The sequence below is a fragment of the Salinicola acroporae genome (assembly GCF_003206615.1).
GTDB classification, from domain to species: Bacteria; Pseudomonadota; Gammaproteobacteria; order Pseudomonadales; family Halomonadaceae; genus Salinicola; species Salinicola acroporae.
Window position 1 is genome coordinate 395661 of record NZ_PZJW01000004.1, and the last position, 23661, is coordinate 419321.

The window sequence follows — 23661 nt, forward strand, 5'->3', positions numbered from 1 at the left end:
GGGAGATCCTCTGCTGACGGCGCCATCGGCCTTTGTGGCCGATGGCGCCGCCTGTGGTTCGGCGGATTACTCGACGTTTTCCTGGGAGTAGACGACGCCGTTGGCATCCTGGATGTCGCGGATGACTTCCCAGTCCTTCTGATAAGTGACCGGGACGAACCTGGTCACGCCGTCGAACTCCTCGCCCAGCTCGGTGCCTTTCATGTCGAAGCTGAAGAAGGCCTCCTTGATCTTGTCGATCAGCTCGGGCTTGAGGTTGTAGGCATAGGTATAGGAGGTAGTGGGGAAGCGCCTGGACTCGAACACGATCTTGACCTCTTCCGGGTCGTAGAGGCCCCGCTCGGCCATCCGATCGACCACCTCGGAGGCGACCGGCGCAGCGTCGTAGTCCCCCGCCACCACGCCCAGCATCGACTGGTCGTGGGAGCCCGAGTAGACCACTTCGTAGTCTTCGCCGGGGGTGATGCCCTGCTTCGGGAACAGGGCGCGCGGCGCCAGGTTGCCGGAGTTGGAGGTGGGAGAGGTGTGCGCGACGCGCTTGCCCTTGAGATCGCTCAGCTCGTCGATGCCGCTGTCCTTGCGGGTGTAGACCTGCAGGGTATAGCCGAACTCGCCATCGTCGCTGCCCATGATCGCGAACGGCACCGCGCCGGCGAGATTGACCGCGAACGGTGTCGGCCCGGTGGAGAAGCCCGCGACCTGAATGCGCCCGCTACGCATCGCTTCGATCTCGGCAGCGTTCGATTGCACCGCATAGAAACGAACGTCCTTGCCGGTGACATCCCGGAGGTGCTTGATGAACGGTTCCCAGATATCGGCGTAGATCGCCGGGTCCTCGACCGGGGTGTAGGCGAAGACCAGAGGATTGGGATCGAGATACTGGGATTCGTCGGTCGGTGCATCGGCGACCAGATCGCCGTCGGCGTCGCAGTACATGGGCGCCAGGTCCCCGCGTTGCGGGCACTCGTCGGCGGCCTGCGCCGAGAGAGCGAGGCCGCAGCCGAGTAGCAGCGTGGTCAGCAGGGAAAGCGGCAGGCGCAGCGAGGGGGATCTGGAGGATTCGAGGCGTCGTAGCATGGCGGATCTCCTGGGACGGAGGTTGTTATAGGCGACACCGGCCTCGCGATTTATGGATCTCTTTGGAGACGCTTTCGGTGTCATGGTTTTGTCACAGTGTGCGCAAAATCCGGCGCAAAGCGCATACGACTTTCGCTAATGACTGCGTTTCATGTTCGTCTCCGAGCAGGAGAGAAGGGTATTGGTGTTTTAAGTGTTATGTTATAACATTAATTGCAAGATGCCCCGAAGGAGACCGCCATGCCGTCAACGCTTATCGAGGAAGAGGGCCAACTGCTGGCAATGCCTGAGAACGCCTACATGAACGAGGCTCAGCTCGACTTCTTCAGACGGCGCCTGCTGGCGGAGCAGGCGAGGCTCGAAGTCGCGCTTGAAGAGACCCGCCGCACCATCGTCGACAGCCGCGGCATCGGCGACGAGGCCGACCTGGCCGCCAACGAGGAGACGTTGCGTTTGCTGCTGCGCCAGGCCGACCGCGAAACCCGGCTGCTGCGCAAGGTTGCCGGTACCCTGAAGCGATTGGACGAGGACGACTATGGGTTCTGCGAAGAGACCGGTGCGCCGATCGGCCTGCGACGATTGTTGCTGAGACCCACCGCCACGCTCTGTCTCGAGGCCAAGCAGCGTCAGGAGCAGCGCGAGCACCATTACGCCAAGCGGCACAGCGCCTGACACGTCGTCTGTCGGCGACCCACAACATCGACGGCCCGACCGATACCGAGGCCGACCCGGACCGACCTTGCTGGAGGAATCCATGAATCCCTTACCCGTTACCGTGCTTTCCGGCTTTCTCGGCGCCGGCAAGACCACGCTGCTCAACCATCTGCTCAACAACCGTGATGGCCGCCGTATCGCGGTGATCGTCAACGACATGAGCGAGATCAATATCGATGCCGCCCTGGTCGAGCGTGAAGTCGATCTCAATCGCGCCGAAGAGAAGCTGGTCGAGATGAGCAACGGCTGCATCTGCTGCACCCTGCGTGAAGACCTGCTGATCGAGGTGAACCGCCTCGCCGACGAGGGTCGCTTCGACTACCTGGTGATCGAATCCACCGGCATTTCCGAACCGCTGCCGGTGGCCGAGACTTTCACCTTCGAGGATGACAATGGCCGCAGCCTGTCCCAGGTGGCACGCCTGGATACCCTGGTCACCGTGGTCGACGGCGCCAACTTCCTGACCCAGTACTACGAGGCCAAGTCCCTGGCCGAGGCGGGCGAGAGCCTGGGCGAGGAGGACGAGCGCAACGTCGCCGACCTGCTGGTCGACCAGATCGAATTCTGCGACGTGCTGCTGATCTCCAAGAGCGATCTGATCGACGCCGGCCAGCTCGCCGAGGTCGAGGCGGTGCTTGGAACCCTCAATCCGGACGCCGAGATCCACGCCATGAGTCACGGCCAGATCGCGCTGGATCGAGTACTCGACACTGGCCGCTTCAGTTTCGAGAAGGCCCAGCTCGCCCCGGGCTGGCTCAAGGAGCTGCGCGGTGAGCATGTTCCCGAGTCCGAGGAGTACGGCATCAGCAGCTTCAGCTTCGAAGCGCGCCGCCCGTTCCACCCGCAGCGTTTCTTCGAGCTGTTGCACGGCGACTGGGGCGACGGCCGTCTGCTGCGCTCCAAGGGCTTCTTCTGGCTCGCCAGCCGGCCTCAGTACGCTGGCCAGTGGAGCCAGGCCGGCGGCATTGCCCACCACGGCTTCGCCGGTCTGTTCTGGCGTGCGGTGCCCGAGTCGCGCTGGCCCCAGGACCCCGAGTATCTCGACTCGATCCGGGAAAAGTGGGAGGAACCCTTCGGTGACATGCGCCAGGAGCTGGTTTTCATCGGCCAGGGGCTCGACGTGGCGAGCATCCGTCACCGCCTGGAAGCCTGCCTGCTAGACGATGACGAACTGGCCCGAGGCAAGGCGTACTGGAAAAGCCTGCCCGACCCTTTTCCCGACTGGGGTGTCGCCGCCTGAGCGATGCGCCCAGCCCCTCTCTGTGGTCTGGTCTCCACCAGAGTCTTCCCCGGCCCGACGGCCGGGGTTTTTTGTGTTGATGACATCTATCCAAGTCGCCGAAAGGGCCGACGGAGAGTCAGCGACATTGCACTGCAATTATTAGCCAGCTACATTTTGTGCCATTCCCTTTCGCGACAGGAGCCGCGACCCGATGGCATCTCCGCAACTCTTCTCCCCGCTGGCACTCGGCGGGCTGACCCTGCCCAACCGTATCGTGATCTCGCCGATGTGCCAGTACTCGGCCGACGGCGAGGGGAGCATGACCGATTGGCATACCATTCACCTGGGCCAGCTGGCGCTCTCCGGCGCCGGCCTGCTGATCATCGAAGCCTCGGCGGTGTCCGCGGCAGGGCGTATCACCCCGGGGGACGTGGGGCTCTACTCCGACGCCAACGAGCAGGCGATGGCGCGTACGCTCGCCTCGGTACGTGCTCACTCGCCGATGCCCATCGGCATTCAGCTCGGCCACGCCGGGCGCAAGGCCTCCTGCCAGGCCCCCTGGGAGGGCGGTAAGCAGCTGGGGCTCGAAGATGGTGGCTGGGAGACCCTGGCGCCTTCTGCCATGCCCTATCAGGATGATCAGCGCCCGCCGCAGGCCATGACGCTCGACGATATCGACGCGCTCAAGGCGGATTTCGTCGCCGCGGCGAAGCGCGCGGCACGCCTGGGTTTCGATCTGATCGAGCTCCACGCGGCCCATGGCTATCTGCTGCACCAGTTCCTGTCGCCGCTCTCCAACCAGCGCGAGGATGCCTACGGCGGCAGCCTGGAAAACCGCATGCGGCTGGTACTCGAGATCTTCGAGGCGGTGCGCGAGGTGTTCCCGGCAGACAAGCCCGTGGGCATTCGGATTTCCGGCAGCGATTGGGTCGAAGGCGGCTGGGACCTGGCGCAGAGCGTGGCCCTGGCCCAGGCGCTGGACGCCCGCGGCTGCAGCTTCATCGACTGCTCCGGCGGCGGGCTAGACCCGCGCCAGACGCTCGATGTCGGCCCCGGCTACCAGGTGCCGTTCGCCCGGCGCATGAAGCAGGAAGTCGCCATGCCGGTGATCGCGGTCGGTCTGATCACCGAACCGGAGCAGGCCGAAGGGATCGTCTTCAGCGGTGACGCCGACGCCGTGGCGCTGGCCCGCGGGATGCTCTTCGATCCGCGCTGGCCGTGGCACGCCGCGGCCAAGCTGGGGGCCAGCGTGCACGCGCCCAAGCAGTATCTGCGCAGCCAGCCGCACACGTTGAAAGGGCTGTTCGGCTAATGTTGCTCGACTAGGACCGTTCGAGAGCGGGGAGGCTCAAGCAGGACTGTGCAACTCGCGCGGTGACCGCCCCAAGCCCGAGAGGCCTGGTGACGCCTCCTCAGCGGTTGTCGTCCGCCCCCTGGGGCGCGCCTTCGCGCAGGTTGGTGATCGCCTCGCGGGCATCCTCCAGGCTGGTCGGGTCGTCGATGGTGGCGGGCACGTCGAAGGTCTCCCCGTCGGCGATCTGGCGCAGCGCGCGGCGCAGGATCTTGCCGGAGCGGGTCTTGGGCAGGCGATCCACGACCCGGACCTGCTTGAAGCTCGCCACCGGGCCGATCCGTTCCCGGACCAGGGCGACGAGCTCCCGTTCCAGCTTGGCGTCGTCGCCGTCGAAGCCATCCTTGGGGATCACCAGGCCCAGCGGCAGTTGCCCCTTCAGCGCATCCTGCGCCCCGATCACCGCGCATTCGGCCACCGCTGGATGCGAGCCGAGCACCTCTTCCATCTCGCCGGTGGAGAGCCGGTGGCCGGCGACATTGATCACGTCGTCGGTGCGCCCCATCACGAACAGGTAGCCGTCCTCGTCGAAATAGCCGCCATCGCCGGTGAGGTAGTAACCCGGATAGGTCGCCAGATAAGCCGAGTGCAGGCGCTCGGGGTCGCCCCAGATACCGGCGAGGCAGCCCGGCGGCAGCGGCTGCTTGATCACCACGCTACCCTCGGTCAGTGCGCCCACCTCCTCGCCGTGGCGATCGAGGATTCGCACATCGTAGCCCGGCACCGGAAAGGTGGCGGAGCCGGCGCGGGTGGGCACCGGGTTGAGTCCTAGCGGATCGGCGGCGATCGCCCAGCCGGTCTCGGTTTGCCACCAGTGGTCGACGATGGGCACGTCGAGATGCGCCTTGAGCCAGTGGTAGGTGGGCGGGTCGAGGCGCTCCCCGGCCAGAAACAGCGAGCGCAGGCTGGAGAGATCGTAGCCCTCCTTCAACCGCGCCTCGGGGTCCTCCTTCTTGATCGCGCGGAAGGCCGTCGGGGCGGTGAAGAAGCTCTTCACCCGATACTCATCGATCACTCGCCAGAAGGTGCCGGCATCCGGGGTGCGAACCGGCTTGCCCTCGTAGACCACGCTGCTGGCCCCGCGCAGCAGCGGGCCGTAGACGATATAGGAGTGGCCCACCACCCAGCCCACGTCGGAGGCGGAGAAGAACACCTCACCCGGGGCGATGTCGTAGATCGTCTCCATCGAGTAGTGCAGCGCCACGGCGTAGCCGCCGGTATCGCGTACCACGCCTTTGGGTCGGCCGGTGGTGCCGGAGGTGTAGAGGATGTAGAGCGGGTCGGTGGCCTTGACCGGGACACAGTCGACGGGCTCGGCCGTGGCCATCAGTGTCTTCCACTCGGCCTCGCCCGGACCGAGCTCGGCACGGCAGGCGTCGCGCTGCAGATAGACGCAGTGAGCGACCGGATGCGCGCTACGCGACAGCGCCTCGCGCACGATCGGCTGGTAGGGCACCACGCGGCCGGGTTCGAGCCCGCAGGAGGCTGCCACCACCACCCTGGGCTTGGCGTCCTCGACCCGCGCTGCCAGCTCGCGGGCGGCGAAACCGCCGAACACCACCGAGTGGATGGCGCCGAGACGCGCGCAGGCGAGCATCGCGATCAACGCCTCCGGCACCATCGGCATGTAGATCACCACGCGCTCGCCATGGCTCACGCCCAGCTCGCGCAGGGCGCCGGCGCAGCGGGCAGTAGCGTCACGCAGCTCACGATAGGTGTAGCGCCGCTGCTGGCCGCTGAGCGGTGAATCCCAGTAGAGTGCGATGCGTTCGCCGTGCCCCTGCTCGACATGGTAGTCGAGGGCGGCATGACACAGGTTGAGCTCGCCATCGCCGAACCACCGGGCGTGTCCGTTTGCGTCGTAGGCGAGCGCCCGGGTCGGCGGGGTGAACCAGGGCAGGCGCCGGGCCTGGCGCATCCAGAAGGCTTCCGGGTCGTCGAGCGAGGCTCGGTACTCGTCCTGATAACGGCTCATGGCATACCCCGCTGAAGTGCCTGCCCGGCCCATCTCGCCGGGGCTTGGTGACACTGTATGAGGGGTAACGTTCGACGACCGTCAGACCATCGGCTAGCTTCGACGAATGGACCCCGAGCCGGGCACGATGGGGGGGCGCGTTCGGTGCGCTGGCGTCACCCCTGCCATCTCCTCGGAGGGCGAAGTCGCGCTCGGCCCGGGCCATCGTGTCGTGGGCGTGCAGGCTCTCAGACACTCGGCGTGGATGATGTCGAGGCGGTAGCTGGCGACACCGGACTGCGCATCGCACTGCGCTGGTTGTGGGGCGCGACGGTGAATCGGTGTATCAGCTACCGATCCGGTCCAGCAATGCCATCTGCGCCGCGGGAATCTCCAGCGCTGCCGCCTGGATATTCTGCTTGAGATGCTCGGGAGAGGAGGTGCCGGGGATCAGCAGGATGTTGGGTGAGCGCTTGAGCAGCCACGCCAGCGCTATCTGCATCGGGGTGGCATCGAGTGTCTGCGCCACGGCGGAGAGCGTTTCCGACTGCAGCGGCGTGAAGCCGCCCAGCGGAAAGAAGGGCACATAGGGAATCCCGTCCGCGGCAAGCCGGTCGATCAGCGCATCGTCGGCACGATTGGCCAGGTTGAACTGGTTCTGCACGCAGACGATGGGCACGATCTTCTGGCCGTCTGCCACCTGGGTCGGCGTCACGTTACTCAGCCCGATATGCTTGATCAGGCCGCGTTCGCGAAGTTCTGCCAGTGTCGTCAGCGGCGCTTCCAGCGAGCCCTCCGCCGGCCCGTGCACGTCCAGCATGCTGCGCAGGTTGACGACTTCCAGTTGCTCCAGCCCCAGGTTGCGCAGGTTGTCTTCCACCGCCTGGGTCAGCTCGGCGGGCGAGAGCGCGGGCAGCCAGGCGCCGGTTTCATCGCGTCGAGCACTGACCTTGGTGACGAGGCAGAGATCGCTCGGATAGGGGTGCAACGCCTGCTTGATGAGCTGATTGGTGATGTGCGGGCCGTAGAAATCCGACGTGTCGATATGGTCGATACCGGCGGCGATGGCCTCCTTGAGTACCTGCAACGCCCGCGCCGGATCCTTGGGCGGACCGAACACCCCCGGACCGGCGAGCTGCATCGCCCCGTAGCCCAGTCGTTTGACCTGGCGGTTGCCGAGGGTGTAGGTGCCAGCCTTGTCGATGAGGGACATGCGTTCACTCCTGTGTCGATGACGGGGCGTCAAACGCCCTGATGTGTCCTCATGGTAGGCGTGTCAGTGCTGTGCGACTATTGCACTTACTCCATACAGTGTGTGCGGAGAAATGCACAATGAGCGCCGATCTCGGTGATCTTCAACTCGTGCTGGCCGTGGCCAGAGCCAAGGGGTTTCGGGAAGCGGCGCGGCTCAGCGGTACCAGTGCGTCGCGCTTGAGCGATGCGGTGCGGCGTGCCGAAACGGCGCTTGGCATTCGGCTGTTTCATCGCACCACGCGGGCGGTGACGCTGACCGAGGCCGGCGCCGCCCTGGTCGCACGGCTGGCGCCGGCGGTCGAGGAGGTCGAAAACGCCCTGGATGCGATCAACGGCTTCCGGGATCGCCCCGCCGGCACGCTACGCCTCAATGTGCCGGTCAGTGCGGCGCGGCTGATCCTGCCATCGATCCTGCCCGATTTTCTCAAGGCCTACCCGGAGATCCGCGTGGAAGTCACTGCCGACAGCGCCGCGACGGATACGCTGGCGGCGGGCTTCGATGCCGGCATCCGCTACGATGAACTGCTCGAGCAGGACATGATCGCCGTCCCCATCGGCCCGCGCGAGCAGCGGTTTGCGCTGGTCGCTTCGCCCGATTACCTGGCGCGTCACGGCACCCCTGCGCATCCCCACGACCTGCTGCGGCATGCCTGTATCCGTGGCCGCTTCACCAACGGCAACCAGGCGGCGTGGGAGTTCGAGCGCGGGGAGGAGTCGATTCGCATCGACCCCACCGGCCCTTTGACGGTCAGCATCGGCGGCGGGGTGGATCTTGGCGTCGAGGCAGCTTTGCAAGGCGTCGGCCTGATCATGATCTTCGAACAGTGGGTCCAGCCGTACCTCGACAGCGGTGAGCTGGTAGCGGTTCTCGAGCCCTGGTGGCTACGCTTCACCGGCCCCTATCTCTACTATTCGGATCGCCGACTCGTGCCCGCGCCGCTGCGCGCTTTCATCGATTTCATTCGCGATCGCGGCTAGCGTTCCCGTCGGCGCGATCACGTATCCTGATCCTACTCACCGCTTTTCTGGAGCTATTCATGCGCATGTCACCGCTACCGCCGCTCAACGCGCTGATCGCCTTCGAAGCGGCCGTGCGGCACATGAGCTTTACCCGAGCCGCCGTCGAGTTGAGCCTGTCCCAGAGTGCGGTGAGTCGGCAAATCGTCCATCTCGAACAGTTTCTGGGACGCAAGCTGTTCCTCCGCGAGCAGCGCCAGCTGGCGCTGACCCGGGCCGGGGAGACCTATGCGCTGCAGGTGCGCTCGATTTTGGACGACTGCGTGCACGCCACTGCCGAGGTGATGAAATCCACCGGCGACAACGAGCTGACGGTGGCCTGCACCGCCGGCGTGGCGCAATTCTGGATGGCGCCGCGGCTGGGTCAGTTCCGGCATCAGTATCCCCACATCAAGCTACGTTTGATCGTGCGCGATGGCGTGACGTCGCTCTCCTCGTTCGAGTTCGATATCGGGCTTTACTACCTGAAGCAGGCGTCATTACCCGGATTCGAGACCACCTACCTGATCCCCGAGCAAGTCTTCCCGGTCTGCGCGCCCGGTTACCTCGCGGCGTGTCGCGATCGCTTCGGCCTCGGCGAGCACCAGAAACTCGAACCCGAGCATATTCTGCAGGAGACGCTGCTGACGCTGGAGGATGCCCAGAGCCTGTGGATCTCGTGGAACGACTGGTTTCGGTATCACCAGGTGCCAATGTCGTCGGCGACCCATGCCGTGGTCTTCAATCACTATCCGACGCTGGTCGAGATGGCGGTATTCGAGCAGGGCATCGTGCTGGGTTGGCGCCATGTGATCGACAGCCAGATCGAACGCGGTCGGCTGGTGGCCGCCTCCGATCACTGGGCGAGTCACGGTGGCGGCTATTACATGATCACTCCCGAGGAGCGCCGGGAGAATGTCGCCACGCGCTGCTTCAAGCGCTGGCTGATGGAGATGGCACCGCCCAGGGGCTGATGACGGGATCGATGCGCTAGCCGCATGCTGGCATGCGTTTTTAGCGCTTTTCAGAGGTTCGAGACGCTGGGTAGGCTCAAGTCGTATTCGAGTTGACTATCACAACAACGCCTCCCGAGATCCCGATCCATGACCGAAGTTTCCTCTTCACGCTCCTCGCAGGCCGTGCTGTTCCGTAACGCCAATCTAGTCGATGGCTCATCCGTGCAGCCCCGAGTGGGCGTGCACGTCCTCGTCGAAGGCGGCCGCATCGCCCAGGTTTCCGACTCGCCGATCGAGGCGCCCCGCGACGCCCGCGTGATCGATCTCGAAGGGCGCACGCTGATGCCGGGCCTGATCGACTGCCACGTCCACGTGATCGCGACCACAGCCGATCTCGGCGCCAACGCGCTGCTGCCGGACGCCCTGGTTGCCGCGCGCGCGACGCCGATCATGGAAGGCATGCTGATGCGAGGCTTCACCACGGTACGCGACGTCGGCGGTGCCGACCGGGGGATCCAGCAGGCGGTGGCGGAAGGGCTCTTCGTCGGGCCTCGGCTGGTGATCTGCGGCAAGGCGCTGTCCCAGACTGGCGGTCACAATGATTACCGCGGCTTCTATGACGAGCGTGACGACCAGTATCAGACCCGGCGGCTGGGGTCGATGGGCCGTATCTGCGACGGCGTCGAATCGGTACGCCGTGCGGTGCGTCAGGAGATCAAGGCCGGCGCCCAGTTCATCAAGGTGATGGCCAACGGCGGCGTCTCCTCGCCCAGCGATCCGATCGAATTCCTGAGCTTTTCGGTGGACGAGCTCAGAACCATCGTCGAGGAAGCCAGCAACGCCCAGACCTACGTCAGCGCCCATCTCTACACCGACGAAGCGATTCGCCGCGCTGTCGAAGCCGGCGTCCGCTCGCTTGAGCACTGCAACCTGATCGAGGCGGACACGGCCAAGCTGGCAGCCGAACGCGGTGCCATGGCGTGCCCCACGCTGGTCACCTACGAACGCCTCAAGATCGAAGGCGCCGATTACGGGCTCAAGCCGGAGTCGGTCGCCAAGATCGACGACGTGCGGCTGGCGGGGCTCGAGAGCCTGGTCACCATGCACGAAGCCGGTCTGCCCATGGCCTACGGCACCGATCTGCTCGGCGAGATGCATCCACATCAGTCTGAAGAGTTCGTGATCCGCTCGCAGGTGTTGCCCCCGCACGAGGTGATTCGCAGTGCCACGTCGACGGCGGCCAAGCTGCTGCGGATGGAAGGCGAGATCGGCTGCATTGCGCCGGGGGCGTGGGCGGATCTGATCGTGGTCGATGGCAATCCGCTGGAGGACATGAGCCTGCTGACCGGTCAGGGCAAGCATCTGTCGCTGATCATGCAGGGTGGCCGCGCGGTCAAGGATCGCTTGAGTCGCTGACGCCCTGCTGCCCGGTGCGAGCGGTCGCGCCGGGACGGCAAAACGACACGCAAGACAATCGCGACGTATAACAATCACGACGTATAACAATCAAAAAGGGAGACTGCGATCATGCAGGCATTCTTCGTCATCGCGTATATCGTACTGATGGTCGTCATTGGGCTTTATTTCTCGCGACGCAAGGTCCACGACGACACCGACTTCATCGTGGCCGGGCGCTCGCTCTCCACCCTGGTACTGACGGCGACGCTGCTGGCCACCTTCGTCGGCTCGGGCTCGATCGTCGGCGGCGCCAGCTTCGTGTTCCAGCACGGACCGGGCGCGGCAATCTTCTTCTTCGCCGGGACGCCGATCGCGGCGCTGGTGGTCTACTTCCTGCTGGCACGGAAGATGCGCCGCTCGCGGGCGACCACCATTCCCGGGCTGATCGAGGAGCGGTTCGGGCCCACGGCGCGCTCGATCGCCTCACTGATCATCCTGCTGGCCTACGTCGGCATCGTCTCCTACCAGTTCACCGGGGCGGGCCAGGCGCTCAACCTGGCGTTCGGCCTGCCGGTGTGGCAAGGGGTGGTGATCGCCGCGCTGGTGATGATCGGGCTGGCGACCATGGGTGGGCTGGTCTCGGTGGCCTACACCGACTACCTGAGCGCCATCATCATCTTTGGCAGCATGCTGATTGCCTTGCCGTTGGTGCTGACTCGACTGGGGGGGCTCGGTGACATGATGGATGCGCTGCCGGCCACGCACCAGACACTGCTCGGGGGTCTCACGCCATGGCAGGCACTGGGCTATTTCCTGCCGCTGTTCCTGCTGATTCTGGGCGACCAGAACCTGTTCCAGCGCTTTGCCGCCGCGCGGGATCCGGCCACGGCCAAGAAGGCCGCGATGGGGCTGGTCATCGCCTCGATCGTGTGTACCTCGCTGATTACCCTGCTGGTCTGCGCCACGCGGGTGATGTACCCCGATATCACGCCATCGACCGCGATGATGACCCTGGCCCAGCAGGGGTTGCCCACGGTGGTCGGCGGGCTGCTGCTGGCGTCTCTGGTGGCGCTGCTGCTGACCACCGGCAACTCGTACCTGCTGTCGGCTTCGGCCAGCCTGACCCAGGACATTCTCGGTGGATTGCTGAAACTGAATATCCCGGCGGGCAAGGCGCTGCTCGTCAACCGGCTGACCGTGGTCGGGCTGGGCATTCTGGCCTGGGTCCTGGGCGCCTTCTTCCCCAGCGTGCTGGCGATGCAGATGTACTCCTACGGCATGTACGGCGCGGCGATCACGCCGGTATTCCTGGCCGCGCTGCTATGGCCCCGCGCCACACCGGCCGGGGCGCTGGCGGCGATGATCGTCGGCGGCGTGATGACGCTGGTGTGGGAAATCGCGCTCGGCAAGCCGATGGGTTGGAACAGCGTGCTGGTGGCGATGCCGCTGGCGGTGGTGACGCTGGTCGGCGCGAGTCTCGCCGGACGGAGGCAGCCCGTGGTGTCCGCCGGCGCCTGACGCGTACGGCGGTAACGCGGAAATCAAGCGGCCGGGCCATCATCGATGGCCCGGCCGTTCCGTTGTGGTCACTGAGTCGCCGCGGGAGCTCAGTGGGCCAGCCAACCGCGATCGATCAGGGGGGCGAACAGGCGCCGATAAAGGCCGCGTGACAGGCCATGGAGCGTCGGCATGTAGCAGCGCTCGGTGATGGCCAACAGGGTGGCAACGAGGGCCGACACGGCGATGGCGCCGAGCATGTCCAGGGGAAAGTGGACGCCGAGGTAGACCCGGGACCAGGCGATACCCAACCCCAGTCCGGCGGAAAGATAGCCGAGCGGACGCCACTCACGGGACAACAGTAGCGTGATCGCCAGTGTCGAAATCACGGTCATGTGATCGCTGGGAAACGAGCTGTTCGCGGCGTGATCCAGGTAGGTATGGCCGACGGGGATGGCGAAGGGACGAGGGTGATCCCATAGTAAGGTGATGACTTCGTTAACCGACAGGGCGACGACGCACCCCAGCAGGGCCTTCAACGCCAGGCGCTGACGGGCAGGATCTCGGTGTAACCAGCCGAGGATCATCAGTAGCGGCACGAAATAGATGGCGTAGATGGCCAGGGCATAGGCCAGTGACAGGGTCAGATGCGAAGCGTGCGACGGGGCATTGAGCCAGGCGAAGAGACGTAAGTTGAAAGATTCCATGATCCGATACGATAGCGTCCTGAGTGAAGTCGCTCATGCTACAGCCGCCCGGGAAGGCGATTCGCAGGAATTGGTAACGATACTGTCATTTTTTATTCGCCACCACGCGCCGGCGTCTGCCGACGGCAACGCTTCGTCAGTGTCGTTGTCGCCACCCATGGATCACGCCGTGATGTTCGCCAGTCGACATCCCGGTTGCGACTAAAGTCTGGTCCGGCTGCGTGCCGTGACCCCTTCCGGATCCCGCCGCAAAAATCTTTTCTATCCATAGGCTTAAGATCGTTTTGTCGATGGTCATCCATTTTCTTTGGAGCCCATCGAGAAAAAGCGATTTGTGACGTCACAATCGGCCGTGACACCTTCCCAAGCCATGACACATGCGTTGCAGGGCGTGACTCATGGCAGCGAAGAAGCTGGACGATCCCCCCTTCTTCTGTCCAGTGCCGCAACGTCGCCCTGACGAGGCCGGCAGCTGTCGTGACGTCCGCGTCGTCGATATCGCGCGTCCCGCATTACGCCTGTAGCCGATAGCGCCGCCGACCCTCGTCGCGTCGTTCCGAGTGTTCGTACCGGACGATACGACGCTATTGGCCCCGACTTACGACATTCGAGACAGCCTACCCATGACTTTATCCCAGCAACTGGCGGCACGGATCGTGGCGTTGACCTATGAGGATCTTCCGGCGACCGCCATCGACAATGCCAAGACGGCGATTCTCGACACGTTAGGCTGCGCGCTTGCCGGGGCCAGGGAACATGCGGTTGACACCTTGATGGCGACGCCGGGCATGGCGACTTCTGGCGAGTGTTCGCTAATGGGCCGGAGCGAACGCCTCGACCTATTGAGTGCCGCGCTGATCAACGGGTGTGCCGCGCACGCGCTCGACTTCGACGACGTCAATACTGCCATGGGCGGGCATCCGTCCGCGCCGCTGCTGGCGGGGTTGTTGCCGTTGGCGGAGGAACTCGATAGCAGCGGGAGAACACTACTGCTCTCCTTCATCGCGGGATTCGAGACCGAAACGCGACTGGCGCGGGCGGTCAATTTCCATCATTACGATCTTGGCTGGCATCCGACCGCCACGCTAGGCGTATTCGGCACCGCTGCCGCCTGCGCCAAGCTTCTGAACTTGAGCGCGAACCGTACTGCGACAGCGCTCAGCATCTGCGTGAGCCTCGCCAGTGGCGTCAAAGCCAACTTCGGCACCATGACCAAGCCTTTCCACGTCGGACATGCCGCGCGTCATGGCGTGATGGCGGCACTGATGGCACGCCAGGGTTTCTCTGCCAGCCTGGACGCCTTCGAACATCGTCAGGGCTTCTTCAACGTCTTCAACGGCGAGGGCAATTACCATGCCGATCGCGCCCTCGAGAATTGGGCCGCGCCGCTCGATATTGTCACGCCGGGAATCGGCATCAAGCTCTACCCATGCTGTGACAGCACCCACGCCAGCATCGATGCCGTACGCTTGCTCCAGGGCGAGCAGGCGTTCGATGTCACGGATGTCGAACGCGTCGTGGTGACGATTCATCCGCTGCGCCTGACCCACGTCGACCGCCCCGTACTGCGCAGTGCGACCGATGCCAGGTTCAGCGTCCAGTACTGTATAGCGCGGACATTGCTGGATGGTCGAATTGATTTCGATAGTTTTACCGAGCATGCCTATGAGAACGAGGCGGCGAAGTCGCTGATGGCCAAGGTCGAAACGCGCCCTCATGCCCATAGCGCGCCGACCCCCGAAGGCAACTATCTCACCGAGCTCTGCATCGTGCTGCGAGATGGGTCGCAGCGGTTCAAGCGGCTGGACCGCCCGTTGGGGCGTCACGCCGAAGAGCCCGCGCCGCCAGCCATGATTCGCGCCAAGTTCGATCGCTGCACGGCGTATGTCCTATCCGCCGAAGCCGGCTCACGACTGCACGATACCGTCATGGGATTGGAAACGCTGACGCGCGTGAGCGAGTTGACGGCGCAGGCCCGTTCTCCCGAATGACGGGCGTGACCATCACCTGAGGGACCAACGTACTCACTCGGCTGGGTGTGTCATGCACGGCACCGACAGGCCCCGGTAGGTCGTGGCGACCATGGCGAGGGTGGCGCTTGTCGGCGTGGTTGCTCAGTGCGTACAACGGTCGTTCGAGCCCTCGCGCCCAGCCCGTGTCGGCTAACGCCCCATTGTTTCTCCCTCCCATGTTCTCGGCCGCGCACAGTCACTTGTGGACCCTTGCGCGGCTGATTCCCCCCCCCGGCGTTGTCATCCGTGCCGCTGTCGGCTCGGCGATGCGATGTCGTGACGACGGAGCACGCTGCTGGCACCGATTCGGCGTGCAGTCCTCATCCCCAAGTCAGAGCCGATGGCCACGGCATGACTCCGGGATTTCGACCCACGACGAGGCTATCGGCAGAGGTAATATGGCGGGTAGAACACTGTAACTTTAGTCTAAGACTGGCTCGACATCCTCTCTTATACTTAAGTTCATTTTTTTCATAATTATTTGATTTTTAATATGAATAAAAAGATTCTACAGGCGGTGAAAGCGGGGTATAGCGCAATGCTATGAGTCTGGCAAAAAAACGCATTCGTGGCGCTCCGGCTTTTTCCCTAGCGTGGCTCCCCAGACCACAGAGGGGAGCGGTACATGAAAGCCATATCCAAGGGATTGATGCCAACGGTCGTTGTCTGCATCGCGCTGATCGTGGCATCTATCGCCTTCATCGTCATGGGCGCAGGTCTTCCATTGGCATCGGCGATGTTTCCATTGGCCGTTCTCGGCGTCGTGGGTGTCTTGAGCGTCGTGCTGCTCGTGCAGTCCTGCCTGCAGGGCCGCCAGCGGGAGGGCGGCGAGGGTCATCCCGAAAGCCTGGGCAAGGTCGTGCTCGGCCTGCTCTGCGTGCTGGTCTATCTGGTGGCCGTTGCCAGGCTCGGCTTCTACGCCTCCACCTTCCTGATGATTCCGCTGATGAGCGCGGCATTCGGTTATCGCCGATGGGAGCGCAGCCTGTTCGGCTCGGCGCTGTTCACGGTGATGCTCTATCTGCTGTTCGACATGGCCATGGGCAGAAGCTTGCCCCATGGCTGGCTGATGTGAGGCACGTCCATGTTTGAAGCACTCTGGCACTCCCTGCCCGATATTCTGAGCCTCGGCAGCCTGCTGGCCGTCGCGGTCGGCGTCGTCGCCGGCATTTTCCTCGGTGCATTGCCGGGGTTGAGTGCCACGCTCGGCATCTCGGTATTGCTCCCTTTCACCTTCGGCATGAGCCCGCAGGTTGCGCTCGGGATGATGGCGGGGATCTATAACGGCTCGATGTACGGTGGCGCCATTCCCGCCATCCTGTTGCGTATCCCTGGCACGCCAGCGGCCGTGGCAACCACCTTCGATGGCTACCCGATGGCGCAGCAGGGCCGCGCCAACAAGGCGCTGCGCGTGGCGCTTGTCTCCTCTGCCATCGGCGGTCTGGCCAGTGGGCTGGCGCTGATGTTGCTGGCGCCGCCGCTGGGCAGTGTGACGCTGATGTTCGGGCCGACCGAGATTTTCTGGGTCTCCGTGTTCGGCATCCTGAGCATCGCGTTATTGATCAAGGGCAACGCCCTGAAAGGGTTGATCAGCGCAGGCATCGGTATCTTCGTCGCCACGGTGGGGATCGACCCGGTAAGTGCCAATGAGCGCTTTACCTTCGGTTCGCTTTATCTCGATGACGGTATCAGCGTGATCGTGCTGCTGATTGGGCTGTACGCGATGCCACCGGTCATCGACACCCTGGTCAATCCACAGAGTGGTGAAGAGAGCCACGCCAAAGAGGTGGACGACGAAGGTTTCTTCAAGTCTTTGGCATCGATGCTCGGCTACTGGAAAACCTGGTTACGGGCATCTCTGATCGGTATCGCGGTAGGCATCCTGCCGGGGGCTGGCGGCTCCTTCGGGACATTCATCAGTTACAACGAAGCCAAGCGAAGTGCACGCAACTCGGAAGCGTGGGGCAAGGGGGAGCCAGAGGGTGTCGCCGCCGCCGAGACCTGCAACAACGCCGATACCGCGGCTTCGATGATCCCGGCGCTGACCCTGGGCATCCCCGGCACCTCGGTGGCTGCTGTCATGCTGGGGGGATTTCTCATCCATGGACTGCAGCCTGGCCCCAACCTGTTCCGAGAGCACCCGGACGAGGTGTTCGGCTTCATGTGGCAGTTCCTGATTGCGTCGGTGATGCTGCTATTTCTTGGCGGGTCCGTGGCGACCCGACTCTTCTCCAAGGTGCTCCATCTGCCGAGACCGCTGCTGGGCAGCATCATCCTTTCGCTGATGGTGGTCGGCGCCTACTCGATTCACGAAACCCTGTTCGACGTCTTCTTGATGTTCGGTTTCGGGGTGTTCGGTTACGTACTCGAGAAGCTCAAATTCCCGATGGCGCCCATCGTGCTTGGCGTCATCCTGGGCGGGTTCATGGAATACAACTTCCGTATTTCGATGCTGATGAGCGGCAACGATCCCGCCGTGCTGTGGAGCTCGGCTCCATCGATCGTGCTCATTGCGATGATCGTGATGCTGATCGTCTTGACGTGCTTTAAGCAACGTCTGTCGTCGCTGATCGGTAAAAGACTCACCAACTAGGAGAGGCACCATGTTGAATCACCGGAACAAGATGACAATGATGACGGGCCTGGTGGCGTTGATGCCGCTGGTGGCTCAGGCCGACTTTCCGGACGAGGACATTACCATCGTGGTCGGCTACGGACCCGGTGGGGGGACCGATATTACCGCGCGTGTGGTCGGGCGCTATCTCGAGAAGTATTTGGATGGCGATGCCAGCGTAGTGGTCAAGAACGTCAAAGGGGCCGGTGGCGTCATCGCCCTGACCCAGGTATCCCGGGCCGACCCCGATGGCTATACGGTGGGGACCTTCAACGTGCCCGCATCGATCGGACGGATGGTCGACCGCAAAGTGAGCTACGACCTCGATAGCTTCGCATTTCTCTCCAGTGTCACGTCGGATCCCAACACGCTGATCACTCAGCGCGATGACGATATTGCTTCGCTGGAAGACCTCAAGCAGACATGCGCCGATGGTGGCCAGTTGACGCTTGGCCTGGCGGGATACGGCGGTGAAGACCACTTCGCCGCCAAACAGGTCGAGAGTGCCCTGGGCTGTCACTTCACTTACGTGCCGCTGGGCGGCGACGGCTCGGCGCGGACGGCACTGATGGGCGGACATGTCGACCTCGCGGTCGTCAACGTCAGTGCCGCCTACAATTATCAGGATTCCGTGAACTTCCTGGGTGTGATGGATGAATCCCGCTCGGAGTACCTGCAGGACGTGCCGACCTTCGAGGAGCAGGGTTACGATATCGACATGGCCTCGACTCGGGGCTACGTGCTGCCCAAGGGAACGCCGACAGCGATCGTCGACCAGTACAATGAAGCCTTCGCCAAAATGTTCGAGGATCCCGAGTTTCTCAAGGACATGAGCCGAGAGGCGGTACCCGCGGCCTATCTCGATGCCGATGCCTGGAAAGGGCTGGTCGAGCAGCAGCACCAGGCCGTCGTCGAGCTCTGGAACCGCGATCCCTGGAAGTGAGGGCGCGCTCAGGCCAGGGTTAGCCGGCCGGAGGGGCCGCGCTACCGAAAGTGTCTTCATCGTCAGGAGTCGGCATGAAAGCCAGTATCCGCAGCCTCGAGGTGTTTCGTTCGGTGATGCACACGGGTTCGATCAGCAAGACCGCCATCGAACTGAACGTCTCGCAGCCCACCGCCAGCGGCATCGTCAAGAGGCTGGAGGAGAAGGTCGGCATGCCGCTGTTCTATCGCACCAGCTTTGGGCTCTCGCCGACGCCGGAGGCGGTACAATTGCTGCCCGAGGTGGAGCGTATTTTCGGCCACTTCGACCATATGCAGACCAAGATCGACAACATCGCGCGGGGCGGCGATGCCTTTCTGGCGGTGCAGTCGATCTCCTCGATGTCGAAGCACTTCGTGGCGCCGACGATTCCTCGGTTCATGGCTGCTTACCCCGGAGCGAAGGTCTCGTTTCATGCCGGACAATCCTCTCAGGTGATCGGCAATATCGAGGTCGGCTCGTTCGACGTCGGTTTCATCTATGGCACCAGGGTCAACGAGACGCTCGAGGTCATTCCGCTGGAACAGATCCAGTACCGGTGTATCGTTCGCCGGGACAGTCGGCTGGCCAGCAAGGCGGTGGTGGATGTCGCCGATCTCGCGGATGAGATTCTGATCCTCAATCGCAGCGGTACCTACCTGCGACATGCCGTCGAGCGCGCGCTGCAACGGCAGGGCTCGCATCTGGAGCCTCAGATCGAAGCCGGTACCATGCAGGCATACGATCTGATCAGTCAGGGCGTCGGTGTGGGCATTCTCGATGCCTCGCTGATCACCGAAGGGCACTATGCCGACCTGATCTCCCTTCCCACGACGCTCGACATTCGCGTGCAGGCATCGCTCATCTATAACAGGAACGTTTCTCTGTCGTTCTTCGCCCGGCAGTACATCGGTATGGTCGTCGAGCGATTTGCGCCCACCCGGGACGTTTCAGTTCCGCTCGATGGATAGCGATTCGGCGCTGGCTTCGCGCTTGGCGGTCTGACGCACGGAGTAGATGAAGGCGATCACGAACACCAGGGTGTAGAGCAGCACGATGGTCGGTGCCGGCGCACTGTCGATGAAGAACGAGAGGTATACGCCAAGAAAGGCGACGATCGCCGACGTGGCCACGGCCAGGAGCAGCATGACGCTGAAGCGCCGAGTGAGTAGAAACGCGACCGCGCCGGGGGCGATCAACAGCGCGATGGCGAGAATGATGCCGGCCGCCTTGAGCGCGCCGACGATGGTCAGCGAGATCAGGCAGAGCAGGCCATAGTGCAATAGCTGTACGGGGAGACCGACGGCACGCGCCTGGGTCGGGTCGAAGGCGTGGAGCAGAAAGTCTTTCCACTTGATGCCGATCACCGCCGCCGTGACCAGCGCGATCGACGCCGATTCGACGATATCCTGCATACCCACGCCGAGAATATTGCCGAACAGGATGTGATCGAGGTGCACTGTCGATTGGATCTCGACATAGAGCACCAACCCCAACCCGAACATTCCCGAATAGACGATGCCCATCACCGTGTCCTGCTTGATGCGGCTGTTCTCCTTGAGAAAGCCCGTGGCGACGGCGCAGAACATCCCGGCAGCGAAGGCGCCGATGGCGTAGGGAATACCGATGATGTAGGCGATCACCACGCCGGGAAACACCGCATGCGAGATCGCGTCGCCCATCAGCGCCCAGCCCTTGAGCACCAGAAAACACGACAGCAGGGCCATGGGAATGGCCACCAGCACGGCGATGATCATGGCATTGACCATGAAATCGAACTGAAAGGGCGCGATCAGCCAGTCGGCAAGGCTCATGGCGTGCCCGCCGACTCGAGTGCCCTGGCCGCCCGGCGCCGCGCTGCCAGCATGCCGTGCTTGGGCGCCAGGAAGAATGCGACCAGGAAGATCAGCGTCTGCAGAACCACGATGATGCCGCCAGTGGCGCCATCGAGAAAATAGCTGGCGTAAGCGCCGAGAAAACTGGTCAACGTACCGATCGTCACCGCGATGATCAGCAGTCTCGGAAAACGGTCCGTCAGCAGGTAGGCCGTGGCGCCGGGCGTCACCACCATGCAGATCACCAGAAACGCGCCGACCGTCTGCAGCGCGGCGACGGTGGACGCGGAAAGCAGGGTGAAAAAGGTGATCTTGAGTGCCGTGGGGTTGAGGCCGATCGAACGGGCGTGGTTCTCGTCGAAGAAGGTCACCAGCAGATCCTTCCATTTGACCAGCAGCACGGCGAGCGAGACGAGGCCAATGATGGCGAGCTGGAGGGTATCGCTCGGCGTGATCGCCAGCACGTTGCCCAGCACGATCGACTGGATGTTCACCGCGGCCGGCGATAGCGAGACCATGAAAAGCCCCAATCCGAAGAAAGCGGTGAAAATCAGGCCGATGATCACATCCTCTTTCAGCTTGCTACGCTGATTGAGAAACAGCATCGCCGCCGAGGCGAGTCCGCCGGCGAAGAAGGCGCCGATCGAAAAGGGAAGGCCGATCATGTAAGCGCCGGCGACGCCGGGCACGATCGAATGCGACAGGGCATCGCCGATCAGCGACCAGCCCTTCAGCATCAGATAGCAGGAGAGAAAGGCGCAGACGGCGCCGACCAGCGCCGAGACCCACATGGCGTTGCGCATGTAGCCATAGCCGAACGGCTCGCAAAGATAGTGGAGCAGCTCGCTCATGTTTCGCTGTCCTCCGGTGTCTTGCGGCCCTCCGGCGACTGGCGCTGGCGTGCTGCGATGCCGTTGTGCAGCACCAGCGCGCGCTCGTCGTCGGTGAATACGCCGACCGGGTGGCGCGGCGCATCGTCGTCGCCGTGCTCGAGCATGAAATGGCGCAGCACGCCGCCGAAGGCGCGCTCCAGATTGCGCTGGGTGAACGTCTCCTCCGTGGGCCCATAGGCAAGGACGGTGCCCTTGATCAGCACCGTGCGGTCGCAGAACTCCGGCACCGAGCCGAGGTTGTGGGTGGAGACCAGCATCACGCGTCCCTCGTCACGCAGTTCGCGCAAAAGCTGGATGATCTGGTCTTCGGTCTTGACGTCGACGCCGGTGAACGGTTCGTCGAGCAGGATCACGCGACTGTCCTGGGCCAGGGCGCGAGCCAGGAACACGCGCTTGCGCTGGCCGCCGGAGAGCTCGCCGATCTGGCGCTTGCGGAACTCGCCCATGTTGACCCGGGCGAGTGCGGCCTCGATGGCATCGCGATCGGCGCGCTTGGGAATCCGTAGCATGCCCATGTGGCCGTAGCGGCCCATCATCACCACGTCCTCGACCAGCACCGGGAACTGCCAGTCGACCTCCTCGGACTGGGGGACATAGGCGATCAGGTTACGCTTCAGGGCGGCGTCCACAGGCATGTCGAGCACGCGAATTTCGCCCCGAGCGAGCTTAACGAAGCCCATGATCGCCTTGAACAGCGTCGATTTGCCGGAGCCGTTGACCCCGACCAGCGCGGTGATGGTGCCGGTCGGTGTCTGGAAGCTGGCGTCGCGCAGCGCGGTGTGGCCGTTGCGGTAGGTGACCGTTGCGCCTTTGACGGCAATACCACCGCCCGAGGGGGGGGGGACGGTGGCCTCCGCAGATCGGGCGGCGGTGACGCTCGAGGAAGTTCGAGTGTCGGCTTGGGTCATTGGGTCTGTCCTTGGGTGAGTCCCGCTGTCAGGCCGTCGGCAATGGTCCGTGAGGTGACCTCGAGCAGATCGATATAGGTCGGTACCGGCCCATCAGCGGCGCTCAACGAGTCGACATAGAGCACACCACCATAACGGGCGCCGGTCTCGCGGGCGACCTGTCGTGCCGGCTTGGCGGAAACGGTGCTCTCGCTGAAGACCGCCGGGATGTCATGTTCACGTACCGCGTCGATCACCTGGCGAACCTGCTGTGGCGTGCCCTGCTGGTCGGCGTTGATCGGCCACAGATAGAGCTCTTTCAGATCGAAATCATGCGCCAGATAGGAAAACGCGCCCTCGCTGGAAACCAGCCAGCGCTTGTCTGCGGGAATCTGGGCGAGCGCAGCGCGGATCGGTGCGATGGCCGCCTCGATCTTTTTCTTGTAGGCGGCCGCATTGGCGCGATAGGTATCCGCGTTGTCCGGATCGTACTGGACGAAAGCGTCGCGGATGTTATCGACGTAGATCAGAGCGCTGGAGGGCGACATCCAGGCGTGGGGATTGGGCTTGCCGTCGTAGGGTCCCGACGCGATGCTGATCGGGTCGATGCCGTCGGAAGCTACCACGCTCGGCACGTCGTCCAGATGCTGGAAGAACCGCTCGAACCAGCGCTCCAGATCGAGCCCGTTCCAGAGGATCAAGTCGGCGCCCTGCGCACGCATGATATCGCCCGGCGTCGGCGAGTAGTCGTGGATCTCGGCGCCCGGTTTGGTGATGGATTCCACCGTGGCGGCATCCCCGGCCACGTTCTGGGCCATATCCGCGATCACCGTGAACGTCGTCACCGCCTTGAATTTATCCTGCGCCGTGGCGGGCAGAGAGAGCATGGCGCCAATCGCGATGCTGGCCGTGCCCAGTAATATCGAACGTCCAAAACCTCGTTTCATGCTTCGATTCCCCCTCTAGCCAATGTCTCGTATGAAACGGCTGACGCTTCCGCGCCGGTGCCCACGTCGACGACAAGTTAACGGTGCATGGCCAAAATTAACCAAGGTTTAACTATATTTCCAAGGTTTTTATTTGTAGCATGGGTTAATCGAAGAGTGAAGACCTCCCGGGCGCTATCCAGAATCAGCTCCTGAGTCATGAATCGAGGGGCGAAGAGAAGCCTTATGGAGAAGTGAGGAGGTAGAGGCGGCTGACGGTGGAGTGGTGATGTGAGTCGTCTAGACTCTGGGCACACGAATGTCGATGGAGGCTTTGGCTATGCCCTTGGCAAAGCAGGTGATTTGGGTGGTGATTGTCATTGCTGGGATTTTGGTGCTCGGCGGCT

General features: G+C 63.4%; 20 protein-coding genes. 12 read left to right on the top strand and 8 right to left on the bottom strand.

The window, feature by feature from the left end; all coding sequences use genetic code 11:
- Nucleotides 1–66: 66 nt before the first annotated feature.
- Nucleotides 67–1077, bottom strand: a complete 1011-nt coding sequence (gene phnD / locus DOM54_RS07330) for a phosphate/phosphite/phosphonate ABC transporter substrate-binding protein (RefSeq protein ID WP_110715688.1) — start codon at nt 1075–1077, stop codon at nt 67–69.
- 240 nt (nt 1078–1317) lie between these two features.
- Between phnD and DOM54_RS07335 the strand changes: the two genes are divergently transcribed.
- The 3 genes from DOM54_RS07335 to DOM54_RS07345 all read left to right on the top strand — a co-directional run bounded on the left by DOM54_RS07335 (nt 1318) and on the right by DOM54_RS07345 (nt 4325).
- Nucleotides 1318–1749 carry a TraR/DksA C4-type zinc finger protein gene (locus DOM54_RS07335; protein ID WP_110715689.1) on the top strand — a complete coding sequence of 144 codons (432 nt, stop codon included), beginning with the start codon at nt 1318–1320 and terminating at the stop codon, nt 1747–1749.
- A gap of 82 nt (nt 1750–1831) precedes the next feature.
- Nucleotides 1832–3031 carry a zinc metallochaperone GTPase ZigA gene (zigA, locus tag DOM54_RS07340; protein WP_110715690.1) on the top strand — a complete coding sequence of 400 codons (1200 nt, stop codon included), beginning with the start codon at nt 1832–1834 and terminating at the stop codon, nt 3029–3031.
- A gap of 193 nt (nt 3032–3224) precedes the next feature.
- On the top strand, nt 3225–4325 hold the full coding sequence (locus DOM54_RS07345; RefSeq protein WP_110715691.1) for an NADH:flavin oxidoreductase/NADH oxidase: 1101 nt from the start codon (nt 3225–3227) through the stop codon (nt 4323–4325).
- A gap of 100 nt (nt 4326–4425) precedes the next feature.
- On the opposite strand, the gene DOM54_RS07350 is transcribed toward DOM54_RS07345, so the two are convergent.
- Nucleotides 4426–6339: a propionyl-CoA synthetase gene (locus tag DOM54_RS07350; RefSeq protein ID WP_110715692.1), complete on the bottom strand. Its 1914-nt coding sequence runs from the start codon at nt 6337–6339 to the stop codon at nt 4426–4428.
- Between the two features lie 325 nt (nt 6340–6664).
- Nucleotides 6665–7531 carry an aldo/keto reductase family oxidoreductase gene (locus DOM54_RS07355; RefSeq protein WP_110715693.1) on the bottom strand — a complete coding sequence of 289 codons (867 nt, stop codon included), beginning with the start codon at nt 7529–7531 and terminating at the stop codon, nt 6665–6667.
- A 119-nt stretch (nt 7532–7650) separates the two neighbouring features.
- On the opposite strand from DOM54_RS07355, the gene DOM54_RS07360 reads away from it, so the two are divergent.
- The 4 genes from DOM54_RS07360 (at nt 7651) to DOM54_RS07375 (ending at nt 12440) form a co-directional block, all read left to right on the top strand.
- Nucleotides 7651–8550 (top strand): LysR family transcriptional regulator, encoded by a 900-nt coding sequence (locus DOM54_RS07360; protein ID WP_110715694.1) that lies wholly within the window; start codon nt 7651–7653, stop codon nt 8548–8550.
- A gap of 59 nt (nt 8551–8609) precedes the next feature.
- Complete coding sequence (locus tag DOM54_RS07365; protein ID WP_110715695.1) at nt 8610–9542, top strand: LysR substrate-binding domain-containing protein; 933 nt, start codon at nt 8610–8612, stop codon at nt 9540–9542.
- A 129-nt stretch (nt 9543–9671) separates the two neighbouring features.
- Complete coding sequence (locus DOM54_RS07370) at nt 9672–10940, top strand: metal-dependent hydrolase family protein (protein WP_110715696.1); 1269 nt, start codon at nt 9672–9674, stop codon at nt 10938–10940.
- A gap of 111 nt (nt 10941–11051) precedes the next feature.
- Complete coding sequence (locus DOM54_RS07375) at nt 11052–12440, top strand: sodium:solute symporter family protein (protein ID WP_110715697.1); 1389 nt, start codon at nt 11052–11054, stop codon at nt 12438–12440.
- An 89-nt stretch (nt 12441–12529) separates the two neighbouring features.
- Here the strand turns inward: DOM54_RS07375 and DOM54_RS07380 are convergent, their stop codons facing one another.
- Nucleotides 12530–13126, bottom strand: coding sequence for a phosphatase PAP2 family protein (locus DOM54_RS07380; RefSeq protein ID WP_110715698.1), 597 nt, complete (start codon nt 13124–13126; stop codon nt 12530–12532).
- Nucleotides 13127–13749: 623 nt separating this feature from the next.
- On the opposite strand from DOM54_RS07380, the gene DOM54_RS07385 reads away from it, so the two are divergent.
- The 5 genes from DOM54_RS07385 to DOM54_RS07405 all read left to right on the top strand — a co-directional run bounded on the left by DOM54_RS07385 (nt 13750) and on the right by DOM54_RS07405 (nt 19684).
- A complete protein-coding gene (locus DOM54_RS07385) occupies nt 13750–15117 on the top strand; it encodes an MmgE/PrpD family protein (RefSeq protein ID WP_110715699.1) in 1368 nt (455 codons plus the stop codon).
- A 646-nt stretch (nt 15118–15763) separates the two neighbouring features.
- Nucleotides 15764–16213 carry a tripartite tricarboxylate transporter TctB family protein gene (locus DOM54_RS07390; RefSeq protein WP_110715700.1) on the top strand — a complete coding sequence of 150 codons (450 nt, stop codon included), beginning with the start codon at nt 15764–15766 and terminating at the stop codon, nt 16211–16213.
- A 9-nt stretch (nt 16214–16222) separates the two neighbouring features.
- A complete protein-coding gene (locus tag DOM54_RS07395) occupies nt 16223–17731 on the top strand; it encodes a tripartite tricarboxylate transporter permease (RefSeq protein WP_110715701.1) in 1509 nt (502 codons plus the stop codon).
- Between the two features lie 10 nt (nt 17732–17741).
- Nucleotides 17742–18695, top strand: a complete 954-nt coding sequence (locus tag DOM54_RS07400; protein WP_110715702.1) for a Bug family tripartite tricarboxylate transporter substrate binding protein — start codon at nt 17742–17744, stop codon at nt 18693–18695.
- Between the two features lie 74 nt (nt 18696–18769).
- Nucleotides 18770–19684, top strand: coding sequence for a LysR family transcriptional regulator (locus DOM54_RS07405; RefSeq protein ID WP_110715703.1), 915 nt, complete (start codon nt 18770–18772; stop codon nt 19682–19684).
- On the opposite strand, the gene DOM54_RS07410 is transcribed toward DOM54_RS07405, so the two are convergent.
- The 4 genes from DOM54_RS07410 to DOM54_RS07425 are packed head-to-tail and all read right to left on the bottom strand — an operon-like array spanning nt 19664 to nt 23275.
- Complete coding sequence (locus tag DOM54_RS07410) at nt 19664–20527, bottom strand: metal ABC transporter permease (RefSeq protein WP_110715704.1); 864 nt, start codon at nt 20525–20527, stop codon at nt 19664–19666. The genes DOM54_RS07405 and DOM54_RS07410 overlap by 21 nt on opposite strands.
- Nucleotides 20524–21399, bottom strand: a complete 876-nt coding sequence (locus DOM54_RS07415; protein ID WP_110715705.1) for a metal ABC transporter permease — start codon at nt 21397–21399, stop codon at nt 20524–20526. Before DOM54_RS07415 ends, DOM54_RS07410 begins: the two co-directional genes overlap by 4 nt.
- Complete coding sequence (locus DOM54_RS07420; protein WP_110715706.1) at nt 21396–22349, bottom strand: manganese/iron ABC transporter ATP-binding protein; 954 nt, start codon at nt 22347–22349, stop codon at nt 21396–21398. The genes DOM54_RS07415 and DOM54_RS07420 overlap by 4 nt, the downstream gene beginning before the upstream one ends.
- Nucleotides 22346–23275 (bottom strand): metal ABC transporter substrate-binding protein, encoded by a 930-nt coding sequence (locus DOM54_RS07425; RefSeq protein ID WP_110715707.1) that lies wholly within the window; start codon nt 23273–23275, stop codon nt 22346–22348. Before DOM54_RS07425 ends, DOM54_RS07420 begins: the two co-directional genes overlap by 4 nt.
- Nucleotides 23276–23661: the final 386 nt, after the last annotated feature.